Annotated in this window: 9 protein-coding genes; 2 read left to right on the forward strand and 7 right to left on the reverse strand. The window is 52.6% G+C overall.

Going from position 1 to position 15,179, the window contains the following annotated elements; all coding sequences use genetic code 11:
* Positions 1-15: 15 nt before the first annotated feature.
* From BW972_RS05465 to BW972_RS05480, 4 genes are all read right to left on the reverse strand, one after another.
* Entirely contained in the window at positions 16-2,517 is a 2,502-nt protein-coding gene (locus BW972_RS05465) for a TonB-dependent receptor (protein ID WP_076421370.1), read from the reverse strand.
* A 39-nt stretch (positions 2,518-2,556) separates the two neighbouring features.
* The gene (locus tag BW972_RS05470) at positions 2,557-3,609 is read right to left on the reverse strand and encodes an alpha/beta fold hydrolase (RefSeq protein ID WP_076421371.1); all 1,053 of its coding nucleotides are present in this window, start codon (positions 3,607-3,609) and stop codon (positions 2,557-2,559) included.
* Complete coding sequence (locus BW972_RS05475) at positions 3,587-5,143, reverse strand: sodium:solute symporter family transporter (protein WP_076421372.1); 1,557 nt, start codon at positions 5,141-5,143, stop codon at positions 3,587-3,589. The genes BW972_RS05470 and BW972_RS05475 overlap by 23 nt, the downstream gene beginning before the upstream one ends.
* A gap of 128 nt (positions 5,144-5,271) precedes the next feature.
* Entirely contained in the window at positions 5,272-6,036 is a 765-nt protein-coding gene (locus tag BW972_RS05480) for a LytR/AlgR family response regulator transcription factor (RefSeq protein WP_007659889.1), read from the reverse strand.
* 120 nt (positions 6,037-6,156) lie between these two features.
* Between BW972_RS05480 and BW972_RS05485 the strand changes: the two genes are divergently transcribed.
* A complete protein-coding gene (locus BW972_RS05485; RefSeq protein WP_076421373.1) occupies positions 6,157-8,322 on the forward strand; it encodes a sensor histidine kinase in 2,166 nt (721 codons plus the stop codon).
* Positions 8,323-8,688: 366 nt separating this feature from the next.
* Positions 8,689-9,513, forward strand: coding sequence for an alpha/beta fold hydrolase (locus tag BW972_RS05490; RefSeq protein ID WP_076421374.1), 825 nt, complete (start codon positions 8,689-8,691; stop codon positions 9,511-9,513).
* A gap of 97 nt (positions 9,514-9,610) precedes the next feature.
* Here the strand turns inward: BW972_RS05490 and BW972_RS05495 are convergent, their stop codons facing one another.
* The 3 genes from BW972_RS05495 to BW972_RS05505 are packed head-to-tail and all read right to left on the reverse strand — an operon-like array spanning position 9,611 to position 15,166.
* On the reverse strand, positions 9,611-11,416 hold the full coding sequence (locus tag BW972_RS05495; protein WP_076421375.1) for a hypothetical protein: 1,806 nt from the start codon (positions 11,414-11,416) through the stop codon (positions 9,611-9,613).
* Positions 11,417-11,462: 46 nt separating this feature from the next.
* Complete coding sequence (locus tag BW972_RS05500; protein ID WP_076421376.1) at positions 11,463-13,649, reverse strand: DUF4175 family protein; 2,187 nt, start codon at positions 13,647-13,649, stop codon at positions 11,463-11,465.
* Positions 13,649-15,166: a BatA domain-containing protein gene (locus BW972_RS05505; protein ID WP_083674079.1), complete on the reverse strand. Its 1,518-nt coding sequence runs from the start codon at positions 15,164-15,166 to the stop codon at positions 13,649-13,651. Before BW972_RS05505 ends, BW972_RS05500 begins: the two co-directional genes overlap by 1 nt.
* Positions 15,167-15,179: the final 13 nt, after the last annotated feature.

Here is a 15,179-nt window from a genome sequence, read left to right on the forward strand (position 1 = left end):
CTCACCTTAATCTATCTACCTAACGTCGTTTTTATTTTTCTTGCCACCGAAGTCGAAGCGAAGCTCAACTGAGTACAGACGTCCGATCACCGGTGAGCCTACAAACTCGCGCTGCTCGGCATCAAACAGGTTGGATACGCTGGCACCCAGCGTGATCATTTGTGTGAAGCGGTAGCCAGCGCTCAAGTCTACAGATGTGAAGCCGCCAAGCGGACCGTAGTTGTAAAGGAGCGGTGCCACACGCTGCTCGCGGTTTTCGCGGGATGCCACCTGAGAGCCCGAGAAGAAATCATATTCCGGCAGGATGCGCACATTCACCGAGCCAAAGAACTTGTTGTTGAACAGGTCGCGGGCAGTGAAGTTGAAGTTGTAGCGGTGCTTTGGTGCATTCAGACTGCTCTCCGCCGGCGTTACTTTGCCGTCACCGTTCGCGTCATTGTCCAGGTTATCACGGTCCGTGATATCGGAATTGAAATAAGAATACTTGGCACCAATGCTGAAATTATTGCTCAGGTAATAGTTCAGGCCAAGGTCTGTTCCCCAAGAGTTCACATTACCATAGTTCAGATAAGTGAGGTAGTAGTTGAGGGCGTTAGAAGCAGCTTCTGTTACATCTTCTGAGCCCTTACGGATCACTTTCTCTTTGCCCATGATCGGGGTGATGCCCGTTAGTGGAGAAATGAAATCCTGTGACATGGAGTACCAGGTGCTCAGATCAACATAAAACTTGTCGGTAGGAGTGCCTTTGTAACCGAGCTCTAAAGTCTGCACACGCTCCGGTTCCAGTTTCGGGATCTCGCGAGTAGCACCTGTCTCCGTATTCTGAATTGTCAGGCCAGCGCCGCTACCCAGTATGGCCAGGGCGCCGTTGTTCAGATAAAACTCCTGAAACTGGATAGAAGGAGCTGCATAAGCACGGCCATAGGTAGCTCTGAAGGTACCTGCCAGCGCATTCAGCGTCAGGGCAGCTTTGGGGCTAAACTGCGTACCATAGTTGTCGTGGCGGTCCAGGCGGGCGCCTACAACAGCGCGCACTCTGTCACCCAGGCTTCGCTCAATTTGGGCTACGGCACCATACTGATTCAGGATGATGTTGCCGTTGCGGTCATCGAGGTAGGTTTGGCGGCTATAGGCGACATCGCGTTGGAAACTCAAGCCCGTGATCACATCAAAGCCGGCGTAGCTATTGTTGTACTGCACCTCTCCGTTCAGACGGTGACTTTTGTCGATAAAGCCTGGGAAAGCGATGGCAGGTGAGCCAGGGTATAGTGAACCTGCCGGAGCACCGGTTTTAGACTTTTCGTGCGCAACTTCCTGCGACTGGCCCAGGGCACGCAAGGTATGGTAGTTGGTCGTGCGGGCATTAATCTGGTAAGTATCACCGGCATCGTTCCAGGTGTTGTATACCTGCGCGAAGATGCGCGGCGTTACGATGCGGCCGTGCAGGTACTGAAAGGTCCAGCCATTGATCTGGTTACGACCGTTGTTCGTCACGCCAATGTTTGAGCCCTGCCCGATACCATAGTCCAGAATGATGTCCATGTTCTGTCTGGGGGTGTAGTATACAGCGGCATTGGCACGCTTGAAGTTGAAGTTGAAATCCACGTCGTACTCAGGCAATGCTCCCAGGGTGGCATTGTAAACGGTGTCAATGAACTCAAAATCCTTGCCTTCGGTATACTCTGCATTTACCTTATAAGCGAACTTGCTGTTGATGACACCGGCATGGCGGGCACGGGCTGTCAGCACATTTTGATTACCGGCGCCTAGTGTTACGGTTGTGCCTGGATAGCGCCGCGGATCTTTGGTGATGGTGTTGATGATACCGTTGTGCGCATTCGGGCCGTACAGTGCTGAAGATGGACCCAGAATTACTTCCATACGCTCAATATCCTCTTTTATCACGGTGTTGTAAAGGCCAGCCGGAAGGCCGGTGCCACCTGGCAGCATGGAATTTCGACCATCGGTCAGTTGGAACATCTTTACGTTGAAGGCATTGTTGAAGCCACGGGCATTGATGCCGATACCGGCCACACCAGATCGCACCACTTCCACTCCCTGTACCTTGTTGAGCAATTCACCCACGTTGAAAGAAGGCAGCTCCGTCAGGTCACGCGAGGAGATCACGCTGATGGCAGCAGGGGCTTCGGTCAGTTTCTCGGGCCTGCGGGAAGCGGTTACTACAATCTCTTCGCCCACCATATTAGTCATGTTCATGGTGACAGTGCCGATGTCGGTGGTCCCGCCTGAGGTTACGGTAATAGGCTGCCTTGGGAAATTGTACCCTACATAGGAAATGCGCAGATTATAGGTACCGGCAGGCACGTCCATGATGCTGAACTCACCGGCAGCATTGGTGGAAGCACCTTTGGTTGTTCCTTCGAGCAAAACAGTGGCCCCGGTCAGGGGCTCCCCGGTGTCGGCCCCGAGCACGCGGCCTTTGACACTGCCGCTTTGGGCGAGTGCTACCTGAGTCACTGCAAGGAGTGCAAACAGGAGAGTGTAAATTTTTTTCATGGCAATGTAGGTTAGATGTTTAAGGTTATCGTTTAGGTGCTATTTCAGGAATTCCCGGATAGCTTTGTTAAATGCATCGGCTTGCTCGTACTGCAGAAAATGCCCTGTTTCGGGCAACACCACCAACTGGCTGTTAGGTATGCGCTGTCGGGCGGCTTCGGCTACGGCTTGGGTTGTCAGGTTTGGATTGAGGTAGCGGTTAGGTATAAGGGCGTCCTGTGCTCCAAAGATGATCAGTGTGGGCACCTGCACCTGTGGCAACTGCTCGTATACCGGCTCATCGACCATAGCAGCCACGCTGCCTGCCACAGCTGCGCTGTAAGCCCCGAACTCAGCTGACTCGGCTATTTTCAGGCGGTCGTCGATCATGTACTGCACATCGGCAGGCATTTGGTGGAAGTTCACTTTGAAGTTGGCCACTACTTGCTCCGGGGTAGTTTTCTGCACGCTTTCCGGTGTCACCGTCATCTTAAAAAGCTGCTTCTGTTGCTCCGTGAAAGTCTCTATACCTGCAGGAGCGGCCAGCACCAGGTGTTTGATGCGCTGAGGCTCTTTCAGGGCGGCGGTAATGGCGATTTGTCCGCCCATGGAGTGGCCGACCAGCGTGGCTTGCTCCAGTTGCAGGGCATCCATCAGGGCTAACACATCCTCCGCATAAGTCGCCATACCTGCTGTTACACCTGTTTTGTCGGACTTACCGTAGCCGGGCAGGTCGATGGCGATGCAGCGGTAGTGCTGGCTGAGTGCGGCCACGTTCTTATCCCAGGCGGGCAGGTAGCTTCCCAGCCCGTGGATGAAAATAAGCGTCTCAGGACCTTTGCCCTCGTCGGTATAGGCTATGCGCACGCCGTTGGGCAGCGTCACTTTATTGACCGCATACTTGTAGCTCAGGCCCTCGAATACAGGGTCAGCAGCTGGTGCAAGGGCAGTGGCTGATGTGCTGGCAGTCGCTTGCGTGCTGGCTGTTTCTGTACTGGTGGTGTTGTGCATACCTGTTGAAGCTGCGGCAGGCTGTGCTGACTGACAGGCCGTGTGCAGGTATAGCAAGACGAGCGCGGTTAGGACAAGCTTAGTTTTTGAGCTCACTTTCATAAGTCGGTTCTGTTAAAAGTGAAGATTCTTCGGTTACTGGTTCTAAGGCGGGCTTCCGGAATACATAGTAAAAGATAAGGCCTACTGCCACCGATGCCAGTATAGCCAATGCGGCGGCTATACCTGGATTGCGCACGGGCGCCTGCATGTAAGTGGTGAGTCCGCCGTAGTACACGCCAAAGTGCACGATGACTGATGTAAGAGAAGCCGCCACCGGTGCAATGAGCGGGACACGCTTTAGGAACATGCCAAAGAGTACCGGCACAAAAGCCGCTGAGAAGTAAGCGTATACCCCGTTTTGAGCGAAGATGCCCACACTCAGATTCGGGTTCTGCAATTGGTCAAAAGTCAGCCAGATGGTAACAGCAGCCAACACCACAATAACGAGTCGGTTCACCATAACACCACGTGCCGTGATGTTATCACCAAGAATTGGGGTGAGAATGTCGGAGGTAATGGTGATGGAGAGTGATTGGATCAGGCCTTCTAAAGTGGAAAGGCCGGCTGAGATTAGTCCGAGTACCAGCAACAGCCCCACGTACACCGGAAACTCCCGCACCACATATGCCGACATGATGCCATCCACGGGCAGTGGCTGCCCATTCACCATCAGGTCGGGGAAAGAAAGGCGGGCATAAAGACCGGCGAACACCACCAGAAAGAACAGGGCCTCTACCAGCACGCCTGTCAACAGGTATAGGTTGACGTCCTTGTCATTTTTCAGCAAGAGCGACTTAGTGATGATGTGCGGTTGGCAAACAATGGCCACCCCAATGATCATCTGGCAGAAAATGATTTCGAAATTATCACGGAAAAGGAAACTCTGTGGATTGGTTGTGGAAACCAGCAACGGGTCGATGGCGGCCAGTTTGTCCAGAAAGCCGTGCACACCGTCGCTGAAATGCTGATAGCCGGAGCCTAAAAGTATAAAGGCCACGATCAGCATAAGCGTCGCCTGGATCATATTGGTATACACCATGGAGTTGGCTCCCCCGAACATCATATAGCCAAACACAAATACGACGATGCCCACGCATACATGTAGTTCGTTGAGGTTGAGCATGCTGGCCAATACTTTAGTGAGGCCCACACAGATCAATACAATGAAGGTAATCAGCAAGAGCGACAGAAAAGCGAAGAACATAGCATAGCCGCGGCTCTTGTAAACCAGGCCCATCCACTGGGCCATGGTCTGTGCCTTGACGGCAGTGCCCATCTTGCGGAAACCCTTGGTGAGTACTACCAGCGACGCCAGTGCCGCCAAAGGCAAAGCGATAGCCATAGAGATAACACCACTTATACCATAGAGTGCCACAAAACCCGGGTTGATGATAAAAGTAGCGGCACTTGTCATAGAAGCAGCTAATGCCAGCCCCACGGCAATTGGCGAGAAAGCCACATTGCCGAGGGCGTAATCAGAAATGGAGCGAATACGCAGCGCACCCCGTATCACAAAAAACAGGATAATACCTGCGTAAGCAACTACAAGTACCCAACCAGCTGTAACAAGCTCCGATGATGCCAGACTATTCATGTGCGAATGGTATTATTGCTAAGGAAATCTTGAAATAATTTAGCTAATAATAAACATTAACAGAAGCCTATACTTGCCAAACGGGAATAATTTGAGGTGAAATCGGTGAGAGTTGAGGTGGGGTGTTTTTACAGTATCTGCAGTCGCTTCAGCAAAGCATCGCGGTGCGTGTTGCCGATGGGGATTTGCTTGCCTCCGATCAGGATGGTGTTGTCTTCGATAGCTTCGATGGCGGTGAGCTGCACAATATAGGAACGGTGCACGCGCATGAACTGTGTGGCAGGCAGGCGTTGCTCCAGGTTTTTGAGACTCTGGCTCACTAAATGCAGGTGCGTGCGGGTCTTGATGTTGCAGTAGATGTCCTGCGCTTCTGCCCAGACGATGTCTTCGAGCATGACCTTCTCGAGGCGGTTGCGCACCTTTACAAACAGGGCGTCGTGCACCAAGAAATTGTCGGCTTCCACCGTATCGGTAGGCTGGGCAGGTATAGCCACGGCTTGATCTGGTTGCACTTGGCGGGTGCCGGCATTGTGAATGGCCAGCTCGATGCTGCTTTGCAGGGTTCGGGCATCGAAAGGCTTTACCAGGTAGGCATGTGGATTGGTCTGTTTGGCGCGGTCGATGGTGTCTTTATCCGAGAAAGCCGTCATGAAGATAAAAGGCACCTTGGTCGCTTTGGCCAGCATAGCAGCTGTTTCGATGCCGTCGAGTTTGCCGTCGAGTGTGATGTCCAGGATGATCAGGTCCGGTTGGTGCTGATGTACCTGCAGGAGTAACTCTTCGCCTGAACTTACCGCCTGACACACTTCATACCCCATCGACTCGAGCGAGAGCGACAAGTTCTGGGCAATCACCACATCATCTTCTGCAATCATTAACTTCAGGCGAGCCATAGGTAGGGTATAAGTGAAATTGGTCAGGTACGTCAGCTAAATATAGCAAAATGATTCTATAGGTGAAATGCTCAACTTACGGAAGTATAGTATAACTGAGATTATTTTGTAAATTGACGTATGCACTTGCTCCGCTATACCTGTTGTTTACTGCACCTGCTCAAGGTGCTCGCTTTGCTGCTGTTTCTCTCGGTAGCATTGCACGTACGAGCCCAGGCACCAAATACAGTGGATGTAACGGCTTCAGAACAAATAGTGGCGGATGCCCTACAGGTATACCATGATCCGGGCGCCAGCCTGAACGTGGATCAGGTGCAGAGCCGCTCTTTTGCGGCCAACAATCCTGATGCTGTGCTGGAGCCTGGTAAAACGGTGCATTGGGTGCGGGTGGTATTGCGAAACCCGACCAACCGCGAACTAACTCGCCTGCTCTATGCCGGCGATTGGAGCCACCTGGAGCTTTATCAGCAAAGTGAAACAGGCTATACCTTGAAGCGAACAGGGCAACTCCTGCCTATAGGGGAACGTGACGTACCTTCATATAAACCTTATGTCCTATTAGAGCTCCTGCCCAACAGCACTACCACGCTATACCTGCGACTGCAGGGCGACATCAACCTGTATAAGCCGCAGGTGCTGCGGGTACAGCTGCTGTTGCCAGAGCAGGTGAGCGCCGCCAACAGCGACAGGTTGTTCGGACAGGGCATTTTCATCGGGATCATTCTCGTGATGACGCTCTATAATCTGGTGTTATTTGCCTCGGTACGCGACCGCAGTTACCTCTACTATGTGCTGGCGCTGCTGGGTACAGGGCTGTACTTCATGTTTTACCACGGCTTCGCCATCGAGCTGCTCTGGCCAAATGCCCCACTCTGGAATGCGCACAGCTTTCCGTTTATCGTGACCTTCAACGGACTGTTTCGGGTGCTGTTCACGCGGCACTACCTCAACACGCAGCGCACCATGCCGCTCTGGGACAAGGCGCTCACGCTGCTGGCGTTGCTTTACATTCTGCCAGTAGGGATGGGCCTGCTGTCATACCTCACCCCGCTTGATCTACTGCAGGCCTGCGTGAGCCTGATCGGCATCATAGGTGGTCTGGTGCTGGTTGCGATGGTGCTGACAAGTATACAGTCGCTGCGACAAGGGTACAGGCCGGCACTTTACTTCCTGATCGCCAACATATTCTTTGTGGTTGGCGCCTTGCTGTTTATCCTGAAGGAGAACCATCTGGTACCTGATACCATCGTAACAGTGTATGCCGCCCAAGTAGGTATGGTGGCGCAGGTGGTGCTGTTCTCGCTCGGTTTGGCCTACAGGCTGAACACCGTGACAAGTGAGCTCAATGCCAAAGTGCTTGAGAAAGAACGACTCGAGCGGGAGAAAGAGACCGAACGAAAGCTGCTGATCGAGCAACAGAAAAATGAGCTGGAAGTGACGGTTGCCAACCGAACGGCTGCGCTCCGCCACCGTACGCAGGAACTCAAAGACACAGTACGCAAACTAAAGGCCTCGGAGCACAAGCTGCGGCGGCTCAATTACTTTAAGGATCGCTTCTTCTCCATCATCTCGCACGACATCCGTACGCCGCTGGCCACGCTGGAGTCTTTTCTGAACATACTGGTGAACTTCTCGGATAAGATGAAGCCGGATCAGATGCAGAAACTGGCCACGCACACACAGGTATCGGTACGCAACCTGCAGGCCCTGCTCGAGAATCTGCTGCAGTGGTCGACGGCCCAAACAGTCTCCGGGCATCATGTGCGCTTCGAGCCGGAGGTACTGGCGGTAGAAGAACTAGTGAACCGCAACGTGACCTTGCTTAAAGACACTGCCAACACCAAGCAAATTAGCTGGCAGGTAGAGGTGCCAACTGCATTGCAGGTTCGTGCCGATGCCCACATGCTTGACTTTGTGATTCGGAACCTGCTGCACAACGCTATTAAATTCTCTTACCCAAGTGGCCTTATCCAGGTAACTGCTGCAGAAGGTCCTGGCAACATGGTGACAATCGCCGTAACTGATCAGGGCACCGGTATAAGCCCAGATGTATTGGCCACGCTCTTTAAGCTGGAGACACCTGCCAAAGCTACCAAAGGCACCATTAATGAAAAAGGGACTGGTCTGGGTCTGCTGCTTTGCCGCGATTTTGTGGAGCGTCATGGTGGTAAGATTCAGGTAGAAACCGAGCTGGGGCAGGGCAGTCGGTTTTATTTTACCGTACCGCTGGTTATACCTGAACAGTCTACCGGTAGACAACTGCAGCTGGAAGGCGAGATTTGCTAAACACGTCTATCCCTGAAACTGACATTTGCATGTCCTTAAACTATGACTTGAGGAGCTACAGCCACTAAATTTTATACCCATGCCTATCTTCTGTTTAAGCATAGAGGCTCATGTTGTTAATAGAAAAATCAGGCAGCTTAAGGTATAGGTCATAGGTCGCTTGCAAACTAGCATTGCAAAAGCCGACAGGTTACATAGATACTATAATTAGTATGAGTATAGACAGTCGGTTTGTCACAAGTGGTTTACCCCGAAAATCTGTGATTACACCTGAAACCTGTACAATTTGACCATACTTCACCTGTTGTGGGTTATAATTTTATTTTAAATTCAGGTATCATTCCTTCAATTTAAACAGACTAAGCCATGAGACATCGCCTACCCGACGGATTGGAACTGCACTACGAACTGCATGGAAACGCTGACGCATCGCAAGCGATGGTGTTCCTGAACGGGCTCTCTCAATCAACCGCAGCTTGGGCGGGACTAGTGCATAATTTGGGCAAGAAATATCGACTGGTACTGGTGGATCTGGTTTTTCAGGGGCAGTCGGATGAAGCTCCGGAGCATCGGAGTTTTGAAGGGCATGCAGCCGATCTGGCTGATTTGCTCAAGGCTATAGAGTTGCCCGGCGAGACGATACTGGTCGGCATATCCTATGGCGGAGCGGTGGCGCAGCGTTTCCTGGTGCATTATCCCGAGCTGGTGCAGCGGGGCGTGCTGCTTTCTACCTTCCCTTACAAAGATGCCTATTTCGATGCCATCGGGGCTAGTTGGAAACAGGCTTTGCTAACGGGCGGCTATTCCCTGATGCTTGATGTGATGTTGCCTTTTGTGCTGGGACGTAGTTATTTTCTCAACCCGGTCATTACGATCGAGAATCTCAAGAACAGCAAAACAAGCCAAAGTCCTACCCCGGAACGCCTGCTTAAGTTGGTTCGAGCCACGGAAGAGAGCGGCAACTACCTCGAAGAGTTAAAGAAAGTGCAGGTGCCGGTGCTGGTGGTGCATGGCCAAGAAGACATGCTCTGTACGCCCGAAATGGGGCAGGCTATGTATCAGTCCTTGCCACACGGTGAGTTGGAGATTCTCCCTAACGTGGGTCATACGCTTAACCTCGAGTGTATACCTGACCTGATCCAGCTGCTCGATACTTTTGCGGCAAAGGCCTTACCAGTCGATCACCGATAGGATTTATTACGATAACTGCAAAATACAGTAAGCACCTCCAGTCATGATCAGGCTGAATTCTGCCCTGATTATGATTGCTGTGTTACGTTTTCCCTTATCATAGCTTCTCCTCCAGCCACAAGAACCCGCTGCTCAGCACAAATAGTAAGAAAAACCAGATCACCGGAACCTGCTCTTCTGTATAGGCCGTCGTGCTTGCTGTTTGTTTTCGCTGCTGTTGTGTGGCAAACTGTAGAGTGGCCTCCCGTTTCGCTTGTATGCCCTGATGAGTCCAGGCGGCACTGTCCTGCACCAGAAAATAAAACGGTTCCACCCCCTGCGACTCTACCACATGCCAACCCGTACGCTGCGGCCAGAAAGTGCCTTCGTATAACTCTGGCTGGTGAACTCCTTGTTGCAGTGCTATACCTGTTAGCGTCGTGTCGGCTGTGGTTCGCACAGTGGCTTTAGGAACGTCAACGGGATTGTCTAGAGTATAATCAGTGAGCTTTAGCGTAACAGGCTGGTGCAGCTGTGGGATCTGCGGTTTTGCCAGTTGCCAGAACTTCTCCCGTACTTCCTGTTTGGCTACCGACGAAAGCAAATGCGCCCAGTAGCTGGCGTAGGTTCCTTGCTTGCCTTCGAGCTGCCAACTAAAAGTTTGCGGCACCACGGTCATGGCCACGGTTCCCCAACCTGCTCTGCGGCCTGCTGCCAACAGATTGTTGCTTTGCTCTTCTATCAGCCCCGTAACGGCATCACTACTCACCAAGGTATAAGGCGATGCAGGTATGGCTTTGTCTGTTGATCTGGTTATCCAATTGGCTCGAGCCGTGCGGGAATCTTGTTGCGATAGTCGTTTGCTTTGGAAGTTGGTGAAGAAGGCTGTGTTGCGATTGCCCAGCTGTTCGCCGGCAATAGTCAGCACGCCCAGTCCGTCTTCAGTTACGGCACGCTGCAGGGCAGCACGTTCTGCACTGCTTAGCTCCTGTAATGCCTGCGGCTCAGTGATCACTACATCAAACTGCCGGAGTAATTTATGCGTGATGCGACTCAGATCGGTTTGCGCCATGTTGAGCCATTCGCTTTGGTACATCCCTTTGCTGACAGTGCTGCGCATCGCCACTCTGTGTTGCAACTGTCCAAGGTGATTCTTTAGAAACTTGAATTCAAATAAAGGGAAAGATGAAACCAATAGCACTGCCGGTTTAGTGGTAGGATGTACCTGTACCGGCACCTGACCAAGTGTATCTGTATTGTGGCTTGATCTTGCGACTAAGGTATAGGTATAGCGGCCTTCTTGTTTCGGGGTGTAACGCAGCTGAAAGGTATGCAGGCCAGCTTCCTTCAGAGTAACAGAGTCCTGTGCCCGCCCGGCGGCCCGAAGGTATATAATTGTCTCATCTGCGGAAGGCAAGGTATACTGCCCTGACACCGTCACCGGCTCTCCTAAAGAGATGCTTTCCGGCCAGGTAACAGAAGCTATACCTGTCGGCATACCGATTAGATGCGGCATCACCTGAATATCCTGAAGCGCTTGTAATTCCTGTTCTTCCAGGCCATACCCCAACACATGCACTGATTGTACTTGCGGCTGTTCTTGCCGGAAGGTATAGAAGTCGGTAATCGGAATCGTCTCCGGTGCTTTTGTCTGGTAGGTATAGACCAGTGGTTTAGGCCCCATTCTCTGTAACAGGGCATTGAGAGAATCTGGCTCATAACCCTTAGTCAATAGGATCGCAGTGCTTGGGTCAAGTGCCCGTTGATAGCTAGGCGGGAAGATTAACAACACTATACTCACACCTGCCACCGCACTGGCTAACAACCGCCATACCAGCCGCCTGCGGTCAGGGCGCCGCCAAGCCAGCCAGTCAAGCAAAAGCACAGCTACAATAGCGAGAAGGTATGGCAGGTATAGGGTCATACTATAGTTTCAAGTTTTACTGCTAAATAGGAATGTTGTCGGTTAATCAATCTCTCAAACTCTCCAGATACCCCTTTGCCAACCGACTTCTCGTCGTGCTCTGCTTCTGTGGTGATGGTTTGGCAGGTGGCAATAGCTCATACCAGGCATGCTCTACCGTCATCAGGCAATTTTTGCATAACGCTCGGTTCGCATTGATGTCGGCAATGAGGGTGCGGAGGTCTTGCATGGCACGGAGGTAGCGGCCGGGTTTGGTTAGTGCCTCCTGTGCCAGTTCCCGTCCGGCCCGCTCGAGTAGTGCTACATCCTGCTGGCTATACCTGTTGCCTTGCTTTTGTCGCTCCAGCCACTGCAGGGCCTGGCGGGTATGGGGCATTTTCGTCTCTGTTTCTATAGTTCGCCTTTCTGCTGGCGCTTTTATTTTGGTTAACTCTCCTGTCAGGCGCTTCTCAGGCTCCTTAAGCGGCGGCGGGTCGAAACCTGTTTTGGCGGCATAGGCGCGGGTACTTTGCTGTACTTCTTTGAGCATGCGCAGGGCCTTGTACTCGTAAGGCAGCGCCTCTTTCGGGCGATGGGTGCGCAGCCGCAGTTCAGCTTCCCACATCTGGGCCAGTGCGCCTTTTAACTTGGCTTTCACGGCGGGCTCAAAAAAGGTGGCTGCCTCTTCCTGATCATGCTTGTGCAGGTAGGGGTCGAGTAGTGCTTCAACGCTGGTCTGGTCTTCGAATTCCGGGTGGTCATGGCCGTCGCCTGCGAAATGCTCTTCTTCATCGTGGCCTTCTTCACCCTCCGGTATACCGCCGCCCGGCCCTATACCTGACTCAAACTCCTCGCCCAGAAATTTGCCGTAGCGAAGACGCAACAGCTTCTGGTCCACACCCAGATTGTTGCCGCGCTCTTCAAAAACTGCCCGGCTCAACGTTTTTTGTTCTTTGATCAATTTTTCGGTGTCAATGATGATCTGGCGCTGGCTGCGGAAGTACTCCGGCACTGGATTCACGCCCATCGTCAGGTCATCCATGCTTTCCACGATGGTGGTATCTTCGATCTGCACAAAATAGGTTTCGGAGCGGGTATAGCCACGGTGGTTGTCCCATGCCTGCACATAGAAGTAGAGCTCGTCGCCGTAGCTCATACCCAGCTTTTGGAGGTCGATGGTTTTGTTCACGCTGAACCTACGACGCTGTCCACCAAAGCCAATACTGATCTTCTCTTCCCTGAACTTCACGGCCTCGCCCGTGCCTTTGGCCACCGTGGCAATCATATTGGCGTCACGCAGGCCATAGTCATCGGAAAGCTCGGCCCGGATGGTCACACGCTGCGGGTCGCCGAACAGAATTTCGGTGTACTGTTCGGGCTTCGTAATCTGGATGGTTGGGGCTTCATCTGGAATGATTTCCAGGGTATAATAAGCCGACTTTTGCCCGTTTACAGCGATATGGTACAGCGCAGGTTCTGTGAATGTCTGTGATGAGGTATAGCTGCCGTTTTGAGCTGATAGCGAAATGGGCTTTCCTTCATTGAGAATAAGCTCCATAGTGCGGGCGGGCCGGTTGGTTGCAATACGCCAGGTCACCCGGGCTCCCTGTTCCACTCGTAAATTAGGCTGCTCGGCCTGATAGGCTTTGCGGCCGGTATAGGCAGGCGGTGTGATGGTGATCTCGATCTTCTGGATGGTCACAGCGGTGTCGGCTACAGCTGCGGGTGTGTCAGGAAAGTCGAGTTGCAGGGGAGCAGTTGTAGCAGCGTCGGCAACCGAGTCGGCTGGCAATGCCGCTATACCTGCCGCTATCAGCACGGCTATACCTAATGCCGTGTAAGTAGGCTTTTTATGAAGCTGAAATACAGACTGCTGTTTAGGTATAACGGTCTGTAACTGACTGGCTATCCGCTGCTGTTGCAGGCGCTCCAGCAGGTTGAGCTCAGCGATAGGGCGGAGCAACAGCTCTGCGCTGTCTTCGAGTTGTGGATAGGTGCGGTCCAGGTGCCGCGCCACCTGCTGTAGGTTCGTCTGTCGCACCTTGCGCCAGGCCCAGAGCAGGTATAACAAAGCGCCCAGGATCAGCGAAACAGCCATCGCCGCTAGCAAAGGCACTTCCAGTCGCCATTTGTACAAAATGGCAGCTCCCACCAAGGCCACAGCCATGGCCTGTAAGGTATACAGCCATCCCTTCGCCTGGATGTACTCCCGGCGGATACGCTGCAAGGTATAGAGGCTCTCCTGCGCTGACATTAGGCAGTCTTTCGTTTAGTAGTGATTATTCGCTCTGCTAAAAACAACAGAAATGTCAGCAGGCCCAGCCAAGGTATAAGGCTATACTGTTGTCGTTCCTGCTTGTCCTGCTTGCTAGTGGGGTGCACCACGGCTGGCTTCAGCTGGGATTCGTCTAGCGCACGGGCATCAAACTGGTTGGCAACCTGGTGCGGTAAAAGTAAAGGCAGTAAGAGCTCCGGCAATTGTGCGCTCTGCCCCAGCTGGCTCCAGGCCGGACCAAAACCGCTCCTGAAATGATAGACCTTGCCCAGCCCTAACCTTTGCACAGTAAGCAAAGGCTCTCCAGTTGTAGTCTGCCAAACCGTACTTGCCGTGGCTTGGTCTATACCTGCTGTTGAGAACTGGCGTATTTTGATGTTTTCAGGTCCTGTTGAGGTTAGCATCGCATTAGTAGCTACAGGCTCGGTAGTTGACTGTAACCAAAGTCGCGTGCCCTTCTTCTGTACCTGCTCCAGCCAAATTGCCGGCACTTCCTCGCTGCTAAGCCAGAATAACCAGCCTGCAGTGGTGTCCGGGTGAGCGTCTGCTGTGAGTTGACGGAACTGGATCGGTATACCTGTGTAGCCGCTTATCGCCTGCACGGCCGCTCGCAGGTACCGCACTTCCGGCTGCTGCGCTTCGTCGTGTACTATACCTAGCAAAAGCGGTTCCTTGCGAATGTTGACCTGCTGCGTAGGTCTATTGCCCCATTGTGCAACAATACTGCTATCGTTTAGAGTGAAGCGTGCTTGTTTTGTGTAGAATGTGTTGGACTGTCCTGATCGGGAGAAGTGCTGTTTCTGATAGGTTGTGCCATTGCGATCACTTCGACCGGTAATCAGCAGCAGGCTGTCCGTTGGCAAGATATACGCGGCCTGTGCCCAGTTAACAGATTGCTCCAGTGCGACAGGTACCCAGCGGATATTCTCCTGCAAAGGAGCGGGTGTGCCTGTGAAGTGCCGTTGCTGATCTGAAGTGAAGAGCCAGACGCTGTCTTGAACTTGGTCATATCGTTGAGCCAAGGCAGGTAACAAGCCCCAGTGGTTGCCATTAGTTACTACAGAATCTGTCGGTTCACTGCTCATCGCCTGCCATTGTTCTACAGGTATAGCTTCAAATGCCGGGGTATAGCGATGCAAGGTATAGCCCCGCTGCAACAGGTTATCAACTGTTGGTTTAATGTCTCGAAGGGTGGAACTATGCAACAGTTCAGGGCTGATGAACACCGCTTTCTGTGCTGGTTGGGCTGTAGGACTACCTTCCCAAACAGGTTTTGCCAGCGCAACAGCCAAAAGTATCAGGATAAAGCAACGCAGCACTAAGAGCCAAACGTCACTCAACCGGATGCTGCTCCAGCGCCTGCTTGCCGATGGCTCGAGCCAGCGCAGGCTTCCTACTTTCACAGTCTTCCCCTGCCGCCTGTTCCACAGGTGGATCGCAATCGGGACCAGTATCGCCGACGCTGCCAAAAGCCAATATGGGGAGAGGAATGTCAAGGGGGTTTAGGAG

This window comes from Pontibacter lucknowensis, assembly GCF_900156415.1.
Lineage (GTDB): Bacteria > Bacteroidota > Bacteroidia > Cytophagales > Hymenobacteraceae > Pontibacter > Pontibacter lucknowensis.

Bases quoted from the DNA above. Each gene is read 5' to 3' on its own strand.
- BW972_RS05465 (WP_076421370.1), bottom strand. From the start codon at position 2,517: ATGAAAAAAATTTACACTCTCCTGTTTGCACTCCTTGCAGTGACTCAG.
- BW972_RS05470 (WP_076421371.1), bottom strand. From the start codon at position 3,609: ATGAAAGTGAGCTCAAAAACTAAGCTTGTCCTAACCGCGCTCGTCTTG.
- BW972_RS05475 (WP_076421372.1), bottom strand. From the start codon at position 5,143: ATGAATAGTCTGGCATCATCGGAGCTTGTTACAGCTGGTTGGGTACTT.
- BW972_RS05480 (WP_007659889.1), bottom strand. From the start codon at position 6,036: ATGGCTCGCCTGAAGTTAATGATTGCAGAAGATGATGTGGTGATTGCC.
- BW972_RS05485 (WP_076421373.1), top strand. From the start codon at position 6,157: ATGCACTTGCTCCGCTATACCTGTTGTTTACTGCACCTGCTCAAGGTG.
- BW972_RS05490 (WP_076421374.1), top strand. From the start codon at position 8,689: ATGAGACATCGCCTACCCGACGGATTGGAACTGCACTACGAACTGCAT.
- BW972_RS05495 (WP_076421375.1), bottom strand. From the start codon at position 11,416: ATGACCCTATACCTGCCATACCTTCTCGCTATTGTAGCTGTGCTTTTG.
- BW972_RS05500 (WP_076421376.1), bottom strand. From the start codon at position 13,649: ATGTCAGCGCAGGAGAGCCTCTATACCTTGCAGCGTATCCGCCGGGAG.